The sequence below is a fragment of the Qipengyuania marincola genome (assembly GCF_029688625.1).
Classification (GTDB): Bacteria; Pseudomonadota; Alphaproteobacteria; order Sphingomonadales; family Sphingomonadaceae; genus Qipengyuania.
On sequence record NZ_JARULC010000002.1, the window covers coordinates 823,668 to 845,658 of the forward strand.

Below are 21,991 nucleotides of genomic sequence, written 5' to 3' on the forward strand. Positions count from 1 at the left end.
CGGATGAACGATCATGCAACGAATTACTTGGACCGCGATTCCGGTCCTGCTGGCCCTCGCGCCGGCGAGTAATGCCCAGTCGGTGGGCTATGAAGAAGCTTTGCGAGCAGCAACGAGCGACCAGCCCCAGGTTCGCACAAGCGAGCTGCGACTGGACGCCCGGCGCGAGATCGCCGACGCTGCCGATGAACTGCCCGATCCGCGCCTTCGCGCGGGCATCCAGAACCTGCCGGTAAGCGGGCCGGCTGCGTTCGAGCTGGGTCGCCAGCTCCCTACGCAAATCCAAGTCGGTATCGAACAGGAGATTCCCAATCTCGCGAAACGTCGGGCCCGGTTCGGAATGGCGGACGCCGACATCGACCTTGCCGCAGCACAATTGCGTCAGACCCGTTACAGGGTACGCGTCGGAGCAGGAATGGCATGGATTTCGTTGGCTTATGCCCAACGGGCTCTGACCGTCGCCGACGATGCACTTGCTGAAATCGAGGGGCTCGTACCACTCGCGCGCAGTGCTGTCGCCGCCGGTTCGGCCAGACCCGCCGAAAGTCTGGAAATACGCCGTGCCGTGCTCGAAGTCGAGGATATGCGGACCAGGATCGAGGCCGACCGAGAGGCCGCTCAGGCCATGCTGTCGCGCTATACCGCTCTGCCGACCGCCACCGCGACCGGAACCATCCCTTCGGCCGATCTCGATCCCGAAGGTTTGCGGGCCATGCTTCAAAGCAATCCGGAGCTCGTCGTGGCGCTTGCGCAGGTCCGCCAAGCGGAAGCGAGAAGCGATCTTGCCCGATCGGAAAGGCGTCCGGATTTCGGCGTCAATGTGAGCTATGGACGGCGCGATCCCGATTTTGGCGATGCAATCTCGGTGATGGGTTCGATCACGCTCCCGATTTTCGCGGACCGGCGCCAAAACCCGCGTATAGCCGCCGCCGAAGCCGAAGCGGCTGCGGCACAGTCGGCCAGAGCCGATCGGCTGCGTGAACTCGAAGCCCGGTTCGAAACCGATCTCGCGGCATGGCGCAGCGCTTATCGACAATGGCAGCGCGCGACCGACGAATTGCTTCCCCTTGCCGAAAGCCGCGTGGACCTCGAGCGCGCGAGCTTTGCCGCGGGCCGCGCGGAACTGCTCGACGTCATCGACGCCATCAAAACGCTCGCCGTGCTGCGGGTGGACATTCTGCAACGCGAGGAAGCGACCGTCGAAGCCGCCGCGAACCTGCGACTGACCTATGGGGAGTATGGCCGATGAGAGCCGCAATGGGAGCCGCGTGGGACAGGCTGTCGCCGCGCCAGAAATCCTGGACGATGGCAGGCACGGTCGCGCTCATCAGTCTTGCCGCCGGCTATGGTCTCTCGCAGCTCGGCGAAGGCCAGGGTGGTGCAAGCGACGCGGGCGGCAGTGCGACCGAATGCGAGGAGGTCCTTTACTGGTACGACCCGATGGTGCCGGGGCAGCACTTCGACGAGCCGGGCAATTCGCCCTTCATGGATATGCAGCTGGTGCCCAAGTGCGCGGGCGAGGAGGCCACTGCAGGCGTCAGGATAGATCCCGGCCTGGTGCAGAATTTCGGCATCCGCACCACTGAAGCCGAGTACGGCGTCCTCGAGCCGGAAATAACCGTCACAGGCGTTCTGGCCTACAACGAACGCGACATCGCGATCGTCCAGCCACGTGCCGGAGGCTATGTACAAAGAACCTACGGCCGCGCGCCCGACGATGTCGTTGGACGGGGCGCGCCGCTCGCGGATATCCTGGTTCCCGAATGGGGCGGAGCGCAGCAGGAGTATCTGGCCGTCCTGAACAGCGGTGATGAAGAACTTGCGCAGGCCATGCGCGAACGCATGCGCCTTTTGGGCATGCCTCCAGGCCTGATCTCATCGGTAGGGCGCAATGGACGTCCGCAGTCCACGATCACCGTTACCGCGCCGATTGGAGGTGCCATCACATCGCTCGGCGTGCGTCCGGGAATGACAGTCATGGCCGGACAGACGCTCGCCGAGATAACCGGTTTCTCACCGATCTGGCTCGAAGCCGCGGTGCCTGAAACGCAGGCGGCGAATGTACGCGTCGGGCAACCTGTCAGCGCGACGCTGACCGCATTCCCCGAGGAACGCTTCTCCGGACCCATTGTCGCTATCCTGCCGAGCGCGGAGGATGCAAGCCGTACGATCACCGTTCGTGCGCAACTGCCCAATGCATCCGGTCGCCTCAAGCCGGGCATGTTCGCACAGGTCTCGCTGACCCCGGACACACGCCGCGCGCTGCTGGTGCCGTCCGAAGCCGTTATCAGGACCGGACGTCGAACCATCGTGATGGTGAAGCAGGACGAGGGCGGTTTCATGCCCGCCGAGGTCCGGATCGGCCGCGAAGCGGGTGGCAGGACCGAGGTTCTGGCCGGTCTGTCGGCCGGCGAACAGGTCGTGACATCGGGTCAGTTCCTGCTCGATTCCGAAGCAAGCCTTACCGGACTCGACGTCCGTCCGGTCGATCAGGCAGATGACGCTTCCACCGGCGGCGAGGACGAACCAGCGACCTTCGGTGCCACCGGCACGATCCAGTCGATCGCCAATGGTTCGGTGACGCTGCGGCATGGTCCTGTGCCCCGGCTCGATTGGCCCGCGATGACCATGACCTTCCGCACGAAGAGCGCGGCGCAAATGCGCGGGCTCGAGACGGGAGACAGGGTGCGCTTCACCTTCACCCAGCAGGATGCCGGCCCCCGGATCGAGTCTATCACGAGGGCCGGACAATGATTGCTCGGATAATTGATGCCTCGATCGCCAACCGCCTGTTTATCGTTCTCGCCGCCGTCGCGGTAACGCTGGCCGGTTTCTGGGCGGTGCGCACGACGCCGGTCGACGCGTTGCCCGATCTGTCCGATGTGCAGGTTGTGGTCCGGTCAAACTATCCGGGGCAGGCCCCCCGGATCGTCGAGGACCAAGTCACCTACCCCCTGGCAACGACCATGCTTTCGGTGCCGGGGGCGAAAACCGTCCGCGGCTACTCGATGTTCGGCGACAGCTATGTCTATATCATCTTCGAGGACGGTACCGACCTCTACTGGGCGCGATCGCGTGTGCTCGAATATCTCAACCAGGTGCAGGTCCGCCTGCCCGATGGCGTGACGAGCACGCTCGGCCCCGATGCCACCGGGGTAGGGTGGATCTACGAATATGCGCTGATCGATCGCAGCGGCGGACACGACCTTGCCGGACTGCGCAGCCTGCAGGACTGGTTCCTGCGCTACGAGCTCAAGACAATCCCCGGCATTGCCGAGGTCGCCAGCGTCGGAGGAATGGTCAAGCAATACCAGGTCGTGCTCGAGCCTTACCGGATGGCCTCGCTCGGCGTGACTCACGCCGAGATCGTGAGCGCAATCCAGTCCGCCAACCAGGAAGCGGGCGGCTCGATCGTCGAGATGGGCGAAGCCGAATATATGGTCCGTGCCTCGGGTTATCTCGGCGACCTCGACGATTTCAGGGCGATCCCGCTGCGCGCGGTGAGCGGCGGCGTTCCGGTCACGCTGGGCGACGTAGCGACGATCCAGGTCGGCCCCGAACTGCGCCGAGGCATCGCCGAGCTCAATGGCGAAGGCGAGGTTGCCGGCGGCATCATCGTCCTGCGCCAGGGTGCGGATGCAAGAAGCGCAATACAGGCCGTCGAACAGAAACTCGACGACTTGCAGGCAAGCCTTCCCGAAGGCGTCGAGATCGTCACGACCTACGATCGCTCTCAGCTCATCGATGCGTCTATAGAGAACCTCACCACGAAGCTCATCGAAGAGTTTATCGTCGTGGCGCTCGTATGCGCGCTGTTCCTCTGGCACGCGCGCTCGGCACTTGTCGCCATCATCACCCTGCCTTTGGGCGTGCTCGCGGCCTTCATCGTGATGCGCATCCAGGGCGTCAATGCCAACATCATGTCGCTGGGTGGAATAGCCATCGCGGTCGGTGCGATGGTCGATGCCGCCGTCGTCATGATTGAGAACGCGCACAAGCATCTCGAGCGATGGGAACACGAGAATCCCGATACCGTGCTCGCGGTGAAGGAACGCTGGCGGATCATCGCCGATGCATCGAAGGAAGTGGGACCGGCGTTGTTCTTCAGTCTGCTGATCATTACGCTGTCGTTCCTACCGGTCTTCACCCTGCAGGCGCAGGAAGGGCGGTTGTTCGCTCCGCTCGCTTTCACCAAGACCTATGCCATGGCGGCCGCGGCCATTCTGTCGGTAACGCTGGTGCCGGTAATGATGGGATGGCTGATCCGTGGGAAGATCCCTTCGGAGGATTCCAATTTTCTCAACCGCTGGCTGACGAAAATCTATCGTCCGGGGCTCGACTGGGTCATGCGGCGCCCAAAGGCAACGCTGGTGATCGCGGCGCTGATCTTCCTGACCACCGCGATCCCCTTCACCCGGCTTGGCGGCGAGTTCCTCCCGCCGCTCGATGAAGGCGATTTGCTTTATATGCCGAGCGCGCTGCCCGGCCTCTCCCCCGGCGAGGCTTCGGCGCTGCTGCAGCGCACCGATCGCCTGATCAAGTCGGTCCCCGAGGTGGAAACGGTGTTCGGCAAGGCGGGGCGCGCCGATACAGCGACGGATCCGGCTCCCCTGACGATGTTCGAAACGACGATCCGCTTCAAGCCGCGCGAGGAGTGGCGCGAGGGAATGACGCCCGATCTGCTGGTCGAGGAACTTGACCGGGTCGTCCAGGTGCCGGGCCTCGCCAATGTCTGGGTGCCGCCGATCCGCAACCGGATCGACATGCTCGCGACCGGGATCAAGAGCCCGATCGGGGTCAAGGTTTCAGGCGACGATCTCGATCAACTCGAACGCGTTGCACTCGATGTGGAGCGTATCGCCAAGACCGTGCCTGGCGTGAGTTCCGCCCTGGCCGAGCGGCTGTCGGGCGGTCGGTATGTCGATGTCGATATCGACCGGATGGCGGCCGCGCGATACGGGCTCAACATTGCCGACATCCAGCAGATCGTCTCTGGTGCAGTTGGCGGTGCCAATGTCGCACGGACCGTCGAGGGGCTGGCGCGCTATCCGATCAATGTGCGCTATCCCCGCGAAATCAGGGACAGCGTCGAGGAACTCAGGGCCTTGCCGGTTCTGACGCCGTCCGGCCAACAGATCACGCTTGGCACTGTCGCCCGTATCGCCGTCAGCGACGGTCCGCCCATGCTCAAGAGCGAACAGGGCCGACTGACCAGCTACATCTACGTCGACGTCCGGGGCCGCGATCTTACCTCGGTGGTCGCCGATCTGCAGGAGGTCGTCGCCGCGGGTGCCGATCTTCCTGCCGGCGTCAGCCTGTCCTATGCGGGCCAGTTCGAATATCTGACGCGCGCATATGAGCGACTGAAGGTCGTGGTTCCCGCGACGCTCGCGATCATCTTCCTGCTGCTATATCTCATTTTCCGGCGCTGGGACGAAGCCTTGCTGATCATGGGCACGCTGCCCTTCGCGCTGACGGGCGGATACTGGTTGCTCTATCTGATGGGCTACAACCAGTCGGTGGCGACTGCGGTCGGTTTCATCGCGCTTGCCGGCGTCTCCGCCGAATTCGGCGTGGTGATGCTGATCTACCTGAAAGCCGCACTGGAGCGGCGGCGCGGTGATCTGAGCGCCGAAGAAGTAGACGAGGCCATCCGGGAAGGCGCGCTCCTGCGCGTGCGGCCCAAGGCGATGACCGTCGCAGTCATCCTTGCCGGTCTCTTTCCGATCCTGATCGGCACGGGCGCGGGCTCGGAAGTCATGAGCCGCATCGCCGCGCCGATGGTCGGCGGCATGATCACCGCCCCGCTCCTGTCCATGTTCCTGCTTCCCGCCGCTTATCTGTTGTTGCGGCGCCCCCGTCCGGAAAAACCGGCCAATTCTCAAGGAGAAGAAGAATGCGTACCCTAACCTACATAATCCTGCTCGCGGCACCGCTGGCGCTTGCAGCCTGCGATTCTGCGGACGATACCTCCGAGACCATGATGCCTGACGAAATGGCGAACTCGGACAGTATGCCCATGTCAGGCGAAATGCCGATGGCGGAGGAGACCGGCGGCGAGCAGAGCGCCAGCGCGGAGGGAACGGTTACAGCCATCGATCCCGAGGCGGGCACCGTGACCATCGAGCATAGTCCGGTCGAAAGTATCGGATGGCCGGCAATGACCATGGCCTTCGAAGCCGACGCGCAGATCCTCGAACAGGTCAGTATCGGTGAGGGAATAGCCTTCGAATTTCGTACTGGAACCGAAGGCAGTGTCGTTACCTCGGTGACGCCGCGATAGAAAAATAAGTGGGAGGTGCTCGGTCGCGCCGGCGCCTCCCACGCCAAAGCAGGTGAATATGCCAGGTATCGACAGGCCCAACTTTCAGGATCGCCGCGACTTCATGAAGAGCGTCGGCCTCGCGGCGACGAGTTTCGCGGTGCTGCCGCTAGTGGGTTGCGACACGCAAAGTAGGATGTCGCTCGATCGATCAGGCGCTAGCAATCCCCTCGCCATACCTGAGCTACAGGCAGGAACCATCGAACGGGGGGAGCGTGTCTTTCGCCTGTCCCTGACATCGGGCGAGAAAGAATTCGTGCCCGGCACTCCGTCTCCGACGATCGGTATCGACGCATCCTATCTCGGCCCGACCCTCGAAATGCGCCGCGGCGAACAGGTTCGCTTTCACATCGACAACAAGCTTGCCGAAGATGCGACCGTCCACTGGCATGGTTTCGAACTTCCCGCCACAGCGGATGGCGGGCCGCACCAGCTCATACGGCCCGGTGAGCGCTGGAGCCCGTCCTTCGAAATACGCCAGCGCGCTTCGCTATACTGGTATCATTCTCATACGCATCGCCGGGCCGGACCACAGGTCTATGCCGGACTTGCTGCCCCGATCTACGTGCGCGACGAGGAAGAGGATCGCCTCGATCTGCCGAGCCGGTACGGTGTAGATGATATCCCGCTCGTCGTGCAGGATCGCGTGATCGACAGCTCAGGCCGCCTCGTTTACCCGCTCAACATGCACTCGCGGATGATGGGGGTGATAGGTGAGCGCATCTATGTGAACGGAACGGCCAATGCCGTTTTCGACGCCACCGCCGGTCCGCTGCGCCTGCGGCTTCTCAATGGATCGAATGCGCGGTTCTACACCTTCTCGCTCGAAGGTGATCGTCCGATGCAACTCATCGCAAGCGATGGCGGCCTGCTTGCCGCACCCCGCGAGATTCGCAGTCTTACCCTTGCCCCAGGCGAACGCGCACAAGTGATCGTCGACCTTTCCGAAGGGCGCCCGCTGCGCCTGAATGCCAGCAGTCCTGATAACGCCATGGGCATGATGGCCGGAGAAGGCGGGGGTATGATGGACGGCGGAATGATGGGAAACCGGACCGGTCGCGAGAGGCAGGGCAGCGCCTTTTCGATCCTCGATATGCGTCCCTCCGGATCATCGACTCCAGTGATGCTCCCGCCCACCCTGGCCGCGCTAGCCGCGCCAGACCCCTCGCTCGCCGTTCGCAGCCGCCGTTTCGTACTCGATATGGGCATGATGGGTCGGGGCATGGCGATCAACGGCGAGACCATGGACATGGATGTCATCAATCAGCGCGTACCGGTGGGTCAGTGGGAAATATGGGAAATCGCCAACGCATCGATGATGGCCCATCCCTTTCATATTCATAATGTGCAGTTCCGCTTGCTCGACCGGGACGGTCGGCCTCCGCAGGCGGAAGAGGCGGGCTTCAAGGACACCGTTATCGTCAAGCCACGTGAACAGGTCAGGCTGCTGTTGCGGTTCGAAGAGAATACCGATCCCGACAATCCCTACATGTATCACTGTCATATCCTCGAGCACGAGGACGCAGGCATGATGGGGCAGTTCGTGGTGATGGCCAATTAGGGGAGAACGACAGATGAGCGATGGGCACAATGCAATCGAGGGTATGGCGACCGACCCCGTTTGCGGAATGAGCGTGAAGATGGACGGCGCCCGCTTCGTCGATCGACACGAGGGTGGCGACCATTACTTCTGCTCCTCGCGCTGCCTCGACAAGTTCCGCGCGGATCCGGAGATGTATCTTTCGAAGGCGCACCTCGATGCTGTCGAGGATGTCCCGGAAGGTACCATATACACCTGTCCGATGCATCCGGAGATCCGGCAGCCGGGGCCGGGCTCTTGCCCGATATGCGGGATGGCCCTCGAACCCGAAACGGTCACTCTGAACGAGGGCCCCGATCCCGAACTCGTCGACATGCGGCGAAGGTTCTGGTGGAGCGCGCTCTTCACGCTGCCGCTCTTCGCCTATGCGATGGGCGACATGATCCCGTCGCGACCGTTCGATCAGGTCATCGAACCCGTTATCGCGCAGTGGCTGCAGCTCCTGCTGGCAACTCCGGTGGTGCTTTGGGGCGGCTGGCCCTTCTTCACCCGCGCGCTGCAATCGGTCCGGACCATGAACCTCAACATGTTCACCCTGATCGGCTTCGGCGTTGCCATCGCCTATCTGTTCAGCCTTGTGGCAACCCTCGCCCCGGACATCTTTCCCGAGGCATTCCGCGATCATGCGGGCCGGGTCGGCGTCTATTACGAGGCCGCAGCGGTTATCACGACCCTCGTGCTGCTCGGGCAGGTGCTCGAGCTCAAGGCGCGCGGATCGACATCGAGCGCCTTGCGAGCGCTTCTCGAACTCGCCCCCCCGACCGCGATGAAGATCTTCGGTCGCGGGGACGAGCGCGAAGTACCGCTCGATGAATTGACGTCGGGGGACCTGCTGCGCGTGCGTCCGGGCGACAAGGTCCCCGTCGATGGCACGCTCGAGGATGGAAGCAGTGCCATCGACGAATCCATGATCAGTGGCGAACCCATTCCCGTCAAGAAAAGCGCGGGCGATCCCGTGATCGGGGGCACCGTAAACCAGACCGGCAGCTTCACCATGCGCGCGACGCAGGTCGGCGCGGACACCATGCTCTCGAAGATCGTGCAGATGGTCGCGGAGGCCCAGCGCAGCCGGGCACCGATCCAGCGGCTCGCCGACCAGGTCACCGGATGGTTCGTACCCATCGTCGTCCTTGTCGCTATCGTGAGTTTTGTCGTCTGGGCCATCTGGGGACCGGCACCGGCCCTTGCCTACGCGCTCGTCAACGCGGTCGCCGTTCTGATCATCGCGTGTCCCTGCGCGCTCGGACTGGCGACGCCGATGTCGATCATGACCGGTACCGGCAAGGGCGCGCAGCACGGGATCCTGATCAAGAACGCCGAAGCGCTCGAAACGCTGGAAAAGATCGATACGCTGGTCGTCGACAAGACCGGAACGCTGACCCGGGGCAAGCCTGATCTTGTCGACGTAAAACCGCAGCCAAATTTCGACGAGCAGGAATTGCTGAGCCTTGTCGCTGCCGTTGAGAGAGGAAGCGAGCATCCGCTCGCCCACGCGATCGTGGAAGGGGCTCAAAACAGGGGCGCTGCCATTCTCGACGCTTCCGATATCGAGTCCGTGACCGGCGAAGGCATCCAGGCAAATGTCGACAAGCGCAGGGTCGCGATCGGGAATGAAAAGATGATGGAGCGTATAGGGGCGCTCGAAGAAGGCTGGCGGTCAACGGCGGACGAAGGCCGAAGCCTCGGACAGACGGTGATGTTCGTGGCCGTGGACGGGGCACCGGCAGGCCTTATCGCTGTCGCCGATCCGATCAAGGAAACCAGCCGCACCGCTATTGCCGCGCTGCATGAGCGCGGCATCAAGATCGTGATGCTTACCGGCGACAGCGAAGCCACCGCGCGTGCGGTAGCAAGCCAGGTCGGTATCGACGAAGTCGAAGCGAATGTCTCGCCCGAGGACAAACATCGCAAGATCGAGCAGTTGAAGAGCGAGGGTCGCCGGGTCGCTATGGCCGGCGACGGCATAAACGACGCACCCGCGCTTGCCGCTTCGCATGTCGGCATCGCGATGGGAACGGGTACCGATGTCGCGATCGAAAGCGCGGGCGTGACATTGGTGCGCGGCGACCTCGTCGGCGTTGTTCAGGCGCTCGTCCTGTCTCGGGCCACTATGCGCAACATCAGGCAGAACCTGTTCTTTGCCTTTGCCTATAATGCGCTCGGAATTCCGGTCGCTGCAGGTGTCCTCTATCCATGGACCGGGTTGCTTTTGAACCCGATGATCGCGGCCGCAGCGATGAGCCTGTCTTCGGTATCGGTGATCGGCAACGCCCTGCGCCTGCGCGGCCTCGCTCTTCCCAAATTCGATACCTGAGCGGTGAGGGCGGGACGGAGATGGCGCGAGTAACGGATAAGACGATGCAGGATCAAAACCCAATCTCTGAGAAATCGCGCGAATGGCGCGGTGCTCATCCAGCGCTCTGGATCGCCCTGTTCGGAATTTTCATCGCTTTCGCCTGGGAGATGCTTCAGCTTCCTTTCTACCAGTCGGGAGGTCTGTCGCCTGCCGAGGCAGCACGTCGCTGCGGCCTGGCCTCGTTCGGCGATGCCGGGATCATGGTGGCCGCTTATCTCGGCGCCTCTGTCGGCAGTGGTAAAACGCCGTGGCTCGTAGACTGGCCGATCTCGCGTTTTGTCGTGTTCCTGGGAATCGGCCTGGCCATTACTGCCATGGTCGAAGTGCTGGCTGTCGGTGCCGACTGGGGGTGGTCCTATAGTGCAATCATGCCGCTTGTGCCCGGAACCAAAATCGGTCTCATACCGATCGCGATGTGGGTCGCGGTTCCCACAGCCTCCTTGTGGCTCGCGCGCCGTCTCGGCACCGGACCCCGCTGATCGCAAACCGGGATCACCTATCCCTCGACAGCTGCCGGCTGCGGTCCCGATGGTGATCGACTTATCCGGAATCCGGCAATCAGAGCGAGCAGCGTGAGCAATTGCGCGCCGATCGTCTCGACAGTCGGGAAGAAGCCGAGTTCGGCGAGGCGCGGCAAGCCGGCAATGAAAGTGGCGGAAAGAACTCCGGCCTCCTGGAAAGCGCCCACGCCCTTGCCCGCGAGAATGACCGCAAGGATCGCAATCAGGATAGCACTATAGCGGAAGAACTGGGTGATCGGCAGTTTGCGGCTGTAGCGCAGCATGGCCCAAGCAATGAGCGCCAGCAGCGCTACTGCGGACAAGGCACCTGCCAGTATGATGCCGCTGCTCTGCGGGTTCCACAGGGCAGCGTAGAACAGGATAGTCTCGAACGCTTCCCGGTAGACGACCACGAAGGCAAGACCAAAGAGAAACCATGCCGATCCGCGCGAAAGCGCCTTGCCCATTTTTTCCTGGATATAGCGCCGCCACTCCTCGGCCTGGGATTTGCCGTGCATCCAGATCCCGACCGATACGAGAATGACAGCCGCAAGCAGCGCGCCGATCCCTTCGGTCATCTCGCGGCTCGCCCCGCTGATGCTTACGAAGTAGGTTGCTACGACCCAGGTGGCGACACCTGCGAAAAGAGCAGCGATCCACCCACCATGGATATAGGGCAATACCTCGGAGCGCTGCGACTTTTTCACAAAGGCGATCATGGCGATCACAACCAGAATTGCTTCGATCCCCTCGCGCAGGAGAATGGTGAACGCCCCGAGAAAGGTCGAGATTTCGCTGGCCGCCTCAGGAGCCAACGCTTCCTCGGCTCTTGCCAGCAGACTATCGATGCGAGCCCTTAGTTGCTGTAGTTCGGATGGATTCGCACCGGACTCTATTCCGGTCCGGAATTGCCCGAGCGCCTGTTCTACCTCCCGCATCAAACCGCCATCGCGCGTTGCCAGGAGGGCCTCCAGGGGTTCAAACCCGTCGAGATAGGCAGACAGGGCAAGCTGCCGCGCTTCCTCTCGGTTGCCAGCCCGATAAGCTGACAGGCTGCGATCGAGCGTATCGCGAACGAAGGCGAGCGAACCTGCGTCATTTGCCTGTCCCACCGCATCGGGATTGGCGCGAAGATAGGCCATGACGGCGAGCGCACGGTCCTCGCCGATCTGCTCGGCCAGACTTTCCGGTGTGAGCGCGGCGAGCGTCTCGAGATCGGGGACAAGCTGGCGTATGCCATCATCTTCCCGCCAAATACGCTCGCCCTTGGCCACATCTTCAAAAGCAATGCTGCCGGCATGGAATGCAAGCGCCCAGCGATCCTCGTCGGACAGCGATGCGAAGCTGGCCATGGACGTTCCTTCCAGCCCTTGCGTGATGACCTGGTAAAGCCCGAACGCACTGCGCTGCCGCGCCCGGTCGATATCGGTGAAGTCGATCGGCGGGGGATCAAGTGCCTGCATTGCGGCCGGTGGCGCACTTCCGGCGGCGCCGTGACACGAGGCGCAGTTCTGCGCGAAGAGAGTGCGGGCGCGGTCAAGGTCGGGCGCTTGCGAAGGGGCAAGCGGAACCGGGTAGGCTGTCAGCAACGAGGCTGCCAGCGCGCGCGCTAAGCGCCCAACTCGCTCGGCGGGTTCCTTATTGGCGATCAGAGCTCGCAGCTGGTCCGATCGGCGGATGAGTGCGTGATTGTCTTTAGTATCCGGCAATGCAGCGATCTGCCGCGCCACGACATCGGAAAACTCCACCATTTCGCGATATTCGAATTCGTCGGCAACACGTCCCTCGGAAACGGCGGAGGCGTAGTCGACCGCGATATAATCGAGCAGACGCCAGGTGGTTCGCACGTCGGGTTCTTCCGCGTTCGCGGTGACGGACAGACACAGCGCAAGCGCCAGCAGAATGAGCCGCAGTGCCGGATGGACGGTGGCGGAGACGATGCGATGCATGAGGGGTCTCTATATCTGTTGCAATTAATTCGCAATAGCAGGGTGTAGACGGAAATGTATTTCCTCCAACCCCCGATCGCGGGGATATTCTGGAGTTTAGGTAGAGCGCAGTTCGCCGCGTGCCTGATTGAAGACTTCGGCACTTCCCCACACCGCCAGTCCTGCCATGATGCTCGCCACAACCAGATCGGGCCACGCACGGCCGGTGCCGAAAACGCCAATCGCTGCCGCCAGCACGGCGATATTACCGATCGCGTCGTTGCGCGAACAGATCCACACCGAGCGCATGTTCGCATCGCCCGAGCGATACCGGAACAGCATCGCGGCGACGGCGAGATTTACCGCCAGAGCAAGAGAACCGATGGCGCCCATCGTTCCCGGGTCGGGCGACGCCCCGACAAAGAAACCCCAGATGGCCGAGCCGAGCACCCACAGGCCGAAAGCCAGCATGGTCGCCGCCTTTACGAGAGCCGCACGTGCGCGCCAGACGAGCGCCATCCCCGCTACGCCAAGACTGATAGCATAGTTTGCCGCATCACCGAGAAAGTCGAGCGCGTCGGCCTGCAAGGCGCGCGAATCCGCAGCAATGCCTGCCACGATCTCCACACCGAACATGATTGCATTAAGGCCCAGCGCGATCCACAGAATGCGCCGCCATGTCGGATCGTTGTTGTTTGCACCGGCCTCATCGGGGCCGCAGCAGGTCTTTCCCATTTACTCGACTCCTTGCGTCGATCCGCCCTATGCACCTTGTAGTAACTACAAGGTCAAGCGGCAGGAGCCTTTGTCATGAGAATTGGTCAACTTGCCCGGATAACCGGCGTCAAATCCGAAACAATCCGCTTCTACGAGCGCGAAGGTATCCTCGCTGCCCCTCCGCGCACGAAGGCCAATTATCGCGACTATGGACCTGCAGAGGAAGCGCGCCTTAACTTCATACGGCGCGCGCGTGATCTCGGCTTCTCGATGGCACGCATCAGGGAATTGCTCGATCTCTCCGATGATGCCGACCGGTCCTGCGCGGGCATTGACGCTCTGGCCAGAAGCCATCTCGGCGAAGTCGAGCGCAAGATCGCCAGCCTGGAGGCGTTGCGGACGGAGCTTGGGCGCATGATCGCTGCCTGCGAGCAAGACACGGTAGGCGATTGTCGCATCATCGATGCACTTGCCGGTACCACCGAGCCTTGATGCCCGCGCCTCGTGCGCCAGTTCGGTCAGGCTCGCCGATGCACGGCTTTTGTCCGCCGCCCCTAAGAGACTTAACTTCGGGAAAGGCCGACGGGTGCGAAGCTGCCCGTGTCGCCATCCCGGGTCTGTCGAACGGGTTATGATGCTGCTGTCGGCCAGTTCCAGACGGCCATTTTTTCAATGCTCATATCCGCCATAGTGTAGGGGATCCCGCCGACGCCAAGCCCGGAGCGGCGCAGCCCTGCAAAAGGCATCCAGTCGACGCGGAATGCCGTATGGTCGTTCACCATCACAGCCGATCCCGCCAGAGACTGTATGCAATGATTGGCGATTGACAGGCGATCCGTGAATACAGCGGCCTGAAAGGCGTAAGGCAGGGCATTGGCCTGCTTGATAGCCAGGTCGATATCGTCATAGCCATACACGCAGATCACGGGGCCGAAGATTTCTTCCTGGGATACCTTGGAACTTTCGGGAGGATCGACAATGACGGTCGGGGAGAAAAGAGTATCACTCAGACGGCTTCCCCCGCACACCAGGGTGCCGCCTGCTGCGATGGCTTCATCGACCCAGCGTTCGACGCGGTCAACTTCCTCCGTTCGGATCAGGGGTCCGCATTGGGTCTGAGCATCGGCGGGATCGCCCACGACCAGCTTTTCGGCAGCTCGCCCTAGGTCATTGGCGAAGTCTTTCAATTCTGCAGCAGGGACGAATACGCGCTGTACGGAAACGCAGACCTGACCCGAATGATAGAACCCGCCTTTAAGCAACGAGGCGATCACTGCTGCGCGCTCCACGCCGTTGTCCACGATTACCGGCGCCGCGCCGCCGTGCTCGAGAGCAATGCGGGTCCCCGGCGCCAGCTTCGAGCGAAGCATCCAGCCGATTTTCGCAGAACCGATGAATGAGAAGAACGCCGTGCGCGGATCGGTTACCATTCTTTCGGCGATATCGTTGCCGCAAGGTGCGAACCGGCACCAGGCCTCGGGCAGGCCGGCTTCATGGAGAATGCTCACGAAGCTCTGGCATGACAGAGGCGTTTCCAGCGCAGGCTTGATGAGAACGGGGCACCCGGCTGCTACCGCCGGTGCAACCTGATGGACGATCAGGTTGAGGGGGTGATTGAATGCCGAGATCGCCACGACAGGACCGATCGGCTCGCGGAAGGTATATGCCGTCCTTCCCGCACCCGCTTCTGTCAGGTCCATGGGGATCTCGTGGCCGCCGCCATCGCTGAGCGCCTGAACGCACAAGTCGACGCTGCTGATCGCGCGACCGGCTTCCACGCGCGCATCGATCAGGGGTTTGCCGCCCTCCCTGACGATCTGGAGAGCCAGATCCTGGGCTCGTTCGCGCATGATATCCGCAGCCCGCCGGAGGATGGCGATACGCTCGTGCACGGCAAGCCAGCCATGGCGGTCGCGGTGGAGCAACTGCGCTTCACTCAGCCATTCATCGATTTGAGGCCAGTCGATTAGCGGCACTTCTGCAACCGGCTCGCGGTCGAACGGATTGTGAACGATCGTCTTCATAGCTCACACACCTTTGCGCCGAGTTCATCAATCAGCACCTTCTTGTTTTCGGAATAGTCGACGGGTAGATCGACGAGATGCACGCCGCCAGCCTCGAATGCGTCGTTCAGGACCGCCACAAGATCTGCGCTCCGTTCGACCCGGTGACCGGTCGCTCCATAGCTTTGTGCGTAGGTGACGAAGTCGGGATTGGAAAAGGTCAGGCCGTAGTCCGGAAAGCCGAGCTGGTCCTGCTTCCAGCGGATCATGCCGTATGCTGCATCGTTCAGAACGAGAACGACAAGGTTCAGTCCAAGCCTGACGGCCGTTTCCAGTTCCTGCGAGTTCATCATGAACCCGCCATCGCCGCATACCGCGAGCACTCTGCGCCCCGGCGCCAGCATCGCAGCCATCATGGCGGATGGAAGGCCAGCACCCATCGTCGCCAATGCATTGTCGAGCAGGATGGTGCCAGGCTCGTGGGCGATGTAGTTTCTGGCGAACCAGATCTTGTAGATGCCGTTGTCGAGCGCAACGATATCATCGCGCGCCATTACGCTGCGTACGTCGGCAACCACGCGCTGGGGGACCATTGGAAAACGTTCGTCGTCGCTGGTCTCGGAGATGGCCGATGCAATCTCGTGATGCAGGGCGGTATAATAGCTGCGGTCGCACTGCAGCTTGCCATCCAGGCGGTTTCCCAGCCGCTCGACCGATCCGGCGATGTCGCCGATGACCTCGAGCTGCGGGAAGTAGACCTGATCGACTTCGGCTGCCTTGTAATTGATATGGATGACGGTCTGCCCGCCCGGCTCCATGAAGAAGGGCGGCTTCTCCACCACGTCGTGACCGATATTGACGATCAGATCGGCCTTTTCGATTGCGCAGTGAACATAATCGCCCGACGATAGCGCCGCGGTGCCCAGATAGAGCTCGCTATCTTCATCGACCACGCCCTTGCCCATCTGGGTGTCGAAGAATGGAAAGCCGGTATCAGACACGAATTTGCGCAACGCTTTCGAAGCGCGGCGGCGGTTCGCTCCGGCACCGATCAGGAGCAATGGCCGCTCAGCCGCGATGATGCGCTCGGCCGCTTCGTCGAGCGCAGCATCTCCGGCGACCGCATAACGCCTGTAATGCGGAGGTATGACCGGTTCGATCGTTTCCTCTTCAGCGATATCTTCCGGCAGCTCGAGCAGTACAGCGCCCGGCCTTTCTTCCTGCGCCAGACGGAAACCTTCGCGAACGAGCGAGGGAATGCGATTGCCGTTCACGATCTGGGTCGAAGCCTTGCAGAGCGGCGTAAACAGGGAAACGACGTCGACAATCTGGAACTGGGCCTGTTTCGATGTCTTGATCGGTTTCTGCCCAGTAATAATGACGAGCGGAAAGGCCCCGAGCGCGGCATAGGCCGCCGGTGTGGTCAGGTTCGTGGCACCAGGCCCGAGCGTTGCCAGGCACACACCTGCCTTGCCGGTCAGGCGGCCATAGGTCGCCGCCATGAAGCCAGCGCCCTGTTCGTGACGGGCCAGAACCAGCGTGATGGCGGAAGTTCGCAGCGATTCCAGGAGATCCAGGTTCTCTTCGCCTGGAACGGCGAAAACATATTCGACGCCCTCGGCCTCGAGCGCGGCGACCATAAGATCGGAAGCTTTCATTCGTTGGTCCTCATTTTACGGGTTGCAGGGCGGTTCATGTCGTGCGCTGCCAAGCAGCTTACCCACAGCGACCGACCCGATCGCCGCGCTTGTCAATGGTCGCGGTCATGGTCGTGATGATGGTTCTTCTCGACCTGATGGTCCGGGATCATGTCGGGATCACAGTCCGCAGCGAGACAGGCTTCGAACGTTGCATGGGCGATGGCGTGCTGCGTCTCGAGCATACCGCGAGCCCGCGCCTTCACATCCTCGAAAGCCTGCAACGAAGATTCGGCAGGAACGACATGCGCCTCAAGCGCGCGATAATGCTCGCTGATGCTCCAGACTTGGACGTGATGGACGTCGGCCACGCCTTCTGCGTCACGCAGGTCGCTCACAATGCGATCGAACTCGCTTTCGTCCGGCACCGCGCCCATCAAGAGACGCACCGTGCGAGGCAACAAAGTAACGCCCTGCCAGATCACAAAGTCACCAATGACCACCGTGATGGTCAGATCGGCGATATAAAGTTCGTATCGCAGAATGAGCACGCCAGCCACGATCACACCGGCCGAAGCCAGCGCATCGGACACATTGTGCAGGAAGATCGAATAGGGTCAATTCCTCTTCTCGCCGTGTTTGGTTCCCGCATCGTCGTGGCTATCCATGTGAGCGTCGCGCAGAATCTCGATGCCGCCATAGAGAGCGATGCAAGCTACCGCGATGCCCACAACGAGGTCGGGCCAGTTGGTTCCGGTCAGCATCACAATGATGCCGGCGATAATGATCCCGCCATTAGAGATAAAGTCGTTGAAGCTGAAGGTGGTCGCCGCCCGCATATTGACGTCCTTGTTCTCCATCTTCTGCAGCAGGCGCAGGCAATAGAGATTGACCATCCCCGCGATGAACGCCATCGCCATCATCAATATCCCGCCCGGATCGGACCCTTCCACAAACCGTCGGTAAGCATCGAAGATAACCCCAGCAGAGAAGATCAGCAGCATGATGCCGGAGAAACGTGCGGCCCCGCGTTTCCAGGTCCGTGAGCGGGTCAGCGCGAGCAGGCTGAGCGCATAAACGATGGCATCGGATGAATTATCGAGGCCGTTCGCCAACAGCGCATTAGAATCGGCAAAATACCCGACCGCGAAAAAGCCGATCGCGATGGCCACGTTAAGCCACAGGACAACCCACAGGGTCTTGCGCTTTTCAGGCGACCCGACATCGACCTCATGTCCGCCACTCATGCTGCGTCCTCCTCGGTTTGTACCCAGCTTTCCGCATGACTACGCTGTGTTGGCCGGAAGAACTTCATTTCGGTGCGGAAGAGTGAGGATGACAATTTCGTGCCCCACTCTTCCCATTCGCTGTCGCCGATTATGGCGATCCGGCCGAAACAATCCTTATGCCGGATGTCGAACTTGAGATCGCGCCAGAGACCTCCGAAGTTCCAACCCGAAAAGTCAGGCGCGAGCTCGATCACCATCGGGACGGTACCGGCCTCGCGCTCTGCGATATGTTCGAATTGGGGAACAAAGCGGTCATAGGCTTCATCCCCCTGCCTGCCTCCGGCACGTATCCAGAGCAGTCCGTTCTTTTCCTTCAGTGCCAGCACCGTATTCTCCTTTCCCGATCGGTCATGTGATGTCCTTCAGCTCGCGCTGCTCATCGCTTGTCACATTGCGCCGCAGCCTGTCCCACCAACGCTGTCGCCAGGTCCGGTCATCTTCTCTGGTCCCGAAAACCAGCTTCAAGATTGCGGGCAAGACGAAAAGGGTCAGCGCGGTGGCGGTGATCAACCCTCCAATGACGACTGTCGCCAAGGGACGTTGCACTTCCGCGCCGGTCCCGGTCGCAATGGCCATCGGCACGAAGCCGAGCGATGCAACGAGCGCGGTCATGAGAACCGGCCTTAGGCGCGCCAATCCACCATCGACGATGGCGTCATCGAGCGCCATGCCCCTGTCGAGCCGCTGACGGATCGCAGTCACCATCACGAGGCCATTCAAGGTCGCCACACCCGACAGGGCGATAAAGCCTACCGCCGCAGATACCGAGAATGGCATCCCGCGTAGAGCCAAGGAGAAAATCCCGCCTGCCAGGGCCAACGGGATCGCGCTGAATACGGCGAGCGCCGGCACCCAGCCCCCAACCGCCATGTAAAGCAGCAAGAGAATGACCGCGAAAGCGATAGGAATGACTATCTGAAGTCTTTCCTGAGCAGCCTGGAGGTTCTGGTATTGACCGCCCCACTCGATAAACGCGGCAGCGGGCAGTTCGACCTGCGCCGCAACCCTTTCCTGGGCCTCTTCTACAAAAGACCCGAGGTCGCGTTCTCGCACGTTGGACGAAACGATCACCAGTCTGCGTCCCTGTTCCCGGCGAACCTCCGCGAGACCATCCACCACACGGAACTCGGCAACCGAGCGTAGCGGTATGGTTGCCCCGTTCGGGAGCAGCACCGGCAAAGCACCGAGCTGGTCGAAATCGTCGCGGGTCGCGTCCGACAACCGCACAACCACATCGAAGCGGCGATCGCCTTCGAAAACGAGGCCCGCAGGCCGACCGCCCAGTGCGATCGCCACCGATTGCGCAACGTCTTCGACCTTCAGCCCGTAACGGGCAATCGCTGGCCGATCGAAGGCAATATCGAGGGTGGGGAACCCGGTCACTTGCTGGACCTTGACGTCCGCGGCGCCGTCGACATTGCGCAGCACGCCCGCAACCTCGTTCGCCGCCGAGGTCATGGCGCTGAGATCGTCTCCGTAGATCTTGACGGCAACATCTCCGCGAACGCCTGCGATCAATTCGTTGAACCGCAATTCGATCGGTTGGCTGAACTCGTAAAGGTTGCCGACGAGACTGCTGAGGGCGCTCTCCATTTGCGCGACCAACTCGTCCTTGGCGAGGTCGGGATCGGGCCATTCCTCACGGGGTTTGAGGATCACGTACGCATCGGAAGCGTTCGGCGGCATCGGGTCACTGGCCACTTCCGCCGTGCCCGTCCGCGAAAAGACAAGCTCGACTTGCGGAAATTGCTCGAGCCGGTCCTCTACCCGCCTTTGCATCGCGAGCGAACGTTCGAGCGATGTCGAAGGAATACGCAGCGATTGCACGGCGATGTCGCGCTCGTCCAATTGCGGTGTGAACTCGCTCCCGAGGAAGCTGAACACGAAGGCCGCAAAGGCGAAGATGCCGACGCCCATGCCGATGACCGGCCAGGGGCGGGTGATCGCCTTGCGGACCAGCGGTCCGTATCGCTCCTTGGCGATCCGGATCGGCTTGACCTCCTTTTCCGTCAGCTTCTTGTTGAGCAGGATGGCGATCATTGCCGGGACGAAGGTCAGCGACAACACGAACGCCGAGGCGAGCGCGAGCATGACCGTGATCGCCATGGGTGAAAAGGTTTTGCCTTCGACGCCGGTAAAGGTGAGAAGCGGTGCGAAGACGAGAAGAATGATCGCCTGGCCGTACACGGTTGGCTTGATCATTTCCTGCGCGGCAAGCCGCGTTTCCGTCAACCTCTCACCAAGTGTAAGAAGTCGGCCCTCGTGTTCCTGTCGAGCCGCGAGCCTCGCGACGCTGTTCTCGACGATGATGACGGCACCATCGACGATCAGGCCGAAGTCCAGCGCACCCAGGCTCATGAGATTGCCCGAAACGCCGAGCCGGTTCATTCCGATCGATGCCATCAGCATGGAAAAGGGGATGACCAGCGCCGCGATGATCGCTGCCCGGATGTTGCCCAGCAGCAAGAACAGGATCGCAATGACCAGAAGCGCGCCCTCGACAAGGTTCTTCTCGACGGTCGCGATCGTCGCATCGACCAGGGAAGACCGGTTGTAGACGATCTCCGCGACAATTCCTTCCGGCAGGGAGCTGCGGACTTCCTCAAGCCGTTCGGCCGCCTGGGCCGAAACGGTGCGGCTGTTCTCGCCCGCGCGCATGAGCACGGTCCCCACGACTGCTTCATCGCCATTCAGCGACGCCGCGCCCGTTCGCAGGTCGCCGCCGATACTGACCGTGGCGATATCGCCCACGCGAATGGGGACTCCCTCGCGGGTGGAAACGACCGCCTGCTCGATATCCTCGACGCTGCCGAGGCGCGCATCGACCCGGGCGAGGAGCGCTTCACCGGCCCGCTCGACGAAATTGGCCCCTTCGGCGAGATTGGCCGCTTCCAGCGCGTCGATCACCTCGTCGAACGACAAACCGTAACCGGTCAATCGTGCGGGATCGGGTTGGACGAGATATTGCTTTTCGAAGCCGCCGATGGAGTCGACACCTGCCACACCGTCGACCGACCGCATGAGCGGTGCAACCACCCAGTCCTGAATGGTTCGCAGATAGGCAGCCTTGGCAACATCGCTGTCGAGCCGGTCGCCACGTTCGGTCACGAAGCTCCCGTCGGACTGCCATCCGACCGCTCCGCCCCGCGGCGCTTCCTTGCCGTCAGGATATTCGTACTCGATGGTATACATGAGCACTTCGCCCAAGCCGGTCGAGATGGGTCCCATCACCGGTTCGGCACCCTCGGGCAGCGAAGCGCTTATGGGCGTCAGCCGTTCGTTGACCTGCTGACGCGCGAAATAGATGTCGGTCCCTTCCTCGAAAATCGCGGTCACCTGGCTGAACCCGTTGCGCGATATCGAGCGTGTCATTTCCAGACCCTCGATGCCAGCAAGCCCGGTTTCGACAGGATAGGTGACCTGCGTCTCGACTTGCGAGGGCGAAAGGGCTGGTGCCTCGGTGTTGATCTGCACCTGTACGTTGGTGATATCGGGCACAGCATCGATGGGCAGGCGGAGCAAATTCACCACGCCAAAGATTGCCACACCGAGGGTCAGCACGACCATCGCCCAGCGAAAGCGCACGGCGACGTCGAGGATCATGCCGATCAGGCCATGGCGGTGGGGGCGATCCGCGTC

General features: G+C 61.9%; 16 protein-coding genes. 8 read left to right on the top strand and 8 right to left on the bottom strand.

Going from position 1 to position 21,991, the window contains the following annotated elements; genetic code table 11:
- Positions 1–13 precede the first annotated feature (13 nt).
- Genes P8Q88_RS09380 through P8Q88_RS09410 form a run of 7 tightly spaced genes read left to right on the top strand, consistent with a single transcriptional unit; the run spans position 14 to position 10,757 of the window.
- On the top strand, positions 14–1,249 hold the full coding sequence (locus P8Q88_RS09380; RefSeq protein ID WP_067684652.1) for a TolC family protein: 1,236 nt from the start codon (positions 14–16) through the stop codon (positions 1,247–1,249).
- Between the two features lie 8 nt (positions 1,250–1,257).
- Positions 1,258–2,754, top strand: a complete 1,497-nt coding sequence (locus tag P8Q88_RS09385) for an efflux RND transporter periplasmic adaptor subunit (RefSeq protein ID WP_278323570.1) — start codon at positions 1,258–1,260, stop codon at positions 2,752–2,754.
- Positions 2,751–5,909, top strand: coding sequence for an efflux RND transporter permease subunit (locus P8Q88_RS09390; protein WP_265560222.1), 3,159 nt, complete (start codon positions 2,751–2,753; stop codon positions 5,907–5,909). The genes P8Q88_RS09385 and P8Q88_RS09390 overlap by 4 nt, the downstream gene beginning before the upstream one ends.
- Positions 5,897–6,283 carry a copper-binding protein gene (locus tag P8Q88_RS09395; protein WP_278323571.1) on the top strand — a complete coding sequence of 129 codons (387 nt, stop codon included), beginning with the start codon at positions 5,897–5,899 and terminating at the stop codon, positions 6,281–6,283. Before P8Q88_RS09390 ends, P8Q88_RS09395 begins: the two co-directional genes overlap by 13 nt.
- Positions 6,284–6,341: 58 nt before the next feature.
- Positions 6,342–7,883, top strand: a complete 1,542-nt coding sequence (locus tag P8Q88_RS09400) for a multicopper oxidase family protein (RefSeq protein ID WP_278323572.1) — start codon at positions 6,342–6,344, stop codon at positions 7,881–7,883.
- A gap of 13 nt (positions 7,884–7,896) precedes the next feature.
- On the top strand, positions 7,897–10,236 hold the full coding sequence (locus tag P8Q88_RS09405; protein ID WP_278323573.1) for a heavy metal translocating P-type ATPase: 2,340 nt from the start codon (positions 7,897–7,899) through the stop codon (positions 10,234–10,236).
- Positions 10,237–10,280: 44 nt separating this feature from the next.
- Positions 10,281–10,757 (top strand): hypothetical protein, encoded by a 477-nt coding sequence (locus P8Q88_RS09410; RefSeq protein ID WP_278323574.1) that lies wholly within the window; start codon positions 10,281–10,283, stop codon positions 10,755–10,757.
- A 17-nt stretch (positions 10,758–10,774) separates the two neighbouring features.
- On the opposite strand, the gene P8Q88_RS09415 is transcribed toward P8Q88_RS09410, so the two are convergent.
- Entirely contained in the window at positions 10,775–12,727 is a 1,953-nt protein-coding gene (locus P8Q88_RS09415) for a cytochrome c/FTR1 family iron permease (RefSeq protein ID WP_278323575.1), read from the bottom strand.
- A gap of 96 nt (positions 12,728–12,823) precedes the next feature.
- On the bottom strand, positions 12,824–13,441 hold the full coding sequence (locus P8Q88_RS09420) for a cation efflux transmembrane domain-containing protein (protein WP_119511747.1): 618 nt from the start codon (positions 13,439–13,441) through the stop codon (positions 12,824–12,826).
- Between the two features lie 75 nt (positions 13,442–13,516).
- Between P8Q88_RS09420 and P8Q88_RS09425 the strand changes: the two genes are divergently transcribed.
- Positions 13,517–13,915, top strand: a complete 399-nt coding sequence (locus tag P8Q88_RS09425; RefSeq protein ID WP_008603824.1) for a MerR family transcriptional regulator — start codon at positions 13,517–13,519, stop codon at positions 13,913–13,915.
- A 137-nt stretch (positions 13,916–14,052) separates the two neighbouring features.
- Here the strand turns inward: P8Q88_RS09425 and P8Q88_RS09430 are convergent, their stop codons facing one another.
- The 6 genes from P8Q88_RS09430 to P8Q88_RS09455 all read right to left on the bottom strand — a co-directional run bounded on the left by P8Q88_RS09430 (position 14,053) and on the right by P8Q88_RS09455 (position 21,964).
- Positions 14,053–15,447 carry an aldehyde dehydrogenase family protein gene (locus tag P8Q88_RS09430; RefSeq protein ID WP_123880454.1) on the bottom strand — a complete coding sequence of 465 codons (1,395 nt, stop codon included), beginning with the start codon at positions 15,445–15,447 and terminating at the stop codon, positions 14,053–14,055.
- Positions 15,444–17,084 (bottom strand): acetolactate synthase large subunit, encoded by a 1,641-nt coding sequence (locus P8Q88_RS09435; RefSeq protein ID WP_278323576.1) that lies wholly within the window; start codon positions 17,082–17,084, stop codon positions 15,444–15,446. Before P8Q88_RS09435 ends, P8Q88_RS09430 begins: the two co-directional genes overlap by 4 nt.
- A 92-nt stretch (positions 17,085–17,176) precedes the next feature.
- Positions 17,177–17,656 (bottom strand): cation transporter dimerization domain-containing protein, encoded by a 480-nt coding sequence (locus P8Q88_RS09440; protein ID WP_244982564.1) that lies wholly within the window; start codon positions 17,654–17,656, stop codon positions 17,177–17,179.
- A 24-nt stretch (positions 17,657–17,680) separates the two neighbouring features.
- Positions 17,681–18,310, bottom strand: a complete 630-nt coding sequence (locus P8Q88_RS09445) for a cation diffusion facilitator family transporter (protein WP_008603820.1) — start codon at positions 18,308–18,310, stop codon at positions 17,681–17,683.
- The gene (locus P8Q88_RS09450) at positions 18,307–18,678 is read right to left on the bottom strand and encodes a SpoIIAA family protein (protein ID WP_046904065.1); all 372 of its coding nucleotides are present in this window, start codon (positions 18,676–18,678) and stop codon (positions 18,307–18,309) included. The genes P8Q88_RS09445 and P8Q88_RS09450 overlap by 4 nt, the downstream gene beginning before the upstream one ends.
- A gap of 22 nt (positions 18,679–18,700) precedes the next feature.
- A complete protein-coding gene (locus tag P8Q88_RS09455; RefSeq protein WP_147367507.1) occupies positions 18,701–21,964 on the bottom strand; it encodes an efflux RND transporter permease subunit in 3,264 nt (1,087 codons plus the stop codon).
- Between the last annotated feature and the right edge of the window lie 27 nt (positions 21,965–21,991).

Bases quoted from the DNA above. Each gene is read 5' to 3' on its own strand.
- P8Q88_RS09380 (WP_067684652.1), top strand. From the start codon at position 14: ATGCAACGAATTACTTGGACCGCGATTCCGGTCCTGCTGGCCCTCGCG.
- P8Q88_RS09385 (WP_278323570.1), top strand. From the start codon at position 1,258: ATGGGAGCCGCGTGGGACAGGCTGTCGCCGCGCCAGAAATCCTGGACG.
- P8Q88_RS09390 (WP_265560222.1), top strand. From the start codon at position 2,751: ATGATTGCTCGGATAATTGATGCCTCGATCGCCAACCGCCTGTTTATC.
- P8Q88_RS09395 (WP_278323571.1), top strand. From the start codon at position 5,897: ATGCGTACCCTAACCTACATAATCCTGCTCGCGGCACCGCTGGCGCTT.
- P8Q88_RS09400 (WP_278323572.1), top strand. From the start codon at position 6,342: ATGCCAGGTATCGACAGGCCCAACTTTCAGGATCGCCGCGACTTCATG.
- P8Q88_RS09405 (WP_278323573.1), top strand. From the start codon at position 7,897: ATGAGCGATGGGCACAATGCAATCGAGGGTATGGCGACCGACCCCGTT.
- P8Q88_RS09410 (WP_278323574.1), top strand. From the start codon at position 10,281: ATGCAGGATCAAAACCCAATCTCTGAGAAATCGCGCGAATGGCGCGGT.
- P8Q88_RS09415 (WP_278323575.1), bottom strand. From the start codon at position 12,727: ATGCATCGCATCGTCTCCGCCACCGTCCATCCGGCACTGCGGCTCATT.
- P8Q88_RS09420 (WP_119511747.1), bottom strand. From the start codon at position 13,441: ATGGGAAAGACCTGCTGCGGCCCCGATGAGGCCGGTGCAAACAACAAC.
- P8Q88_RS09425 (WP_008603824.1), top strand. From the start codon at position 13,517: ATGAGAATTGGTCAACTTGCCCGGATAACCGGCGTCAAATCCGAAACA.
- P8Q88_RS09430 (WP_123880454.1), bottom strand. From the start codon at position 15,447: ATGAAGACGATCGTTCACAATCCGTTCGACCGCGAGCCGGTTGCAGAA.
- P8Q88_RS09435 (WP_278323576.1), bottom strand. From the start codon at position 17,084: ATGAAAGCTTCCGATCTTATGGTCGCCGCGCTCGAGGCCGAGGGCGTC.
- P8Q88_RS09445 (WP_008603820.1), bottom strand. From the start codon at position 18,310: ATGAGTGGCGGACATGAGGTCGATGTCGGGTCGCCTGAAAAGCGCAAG.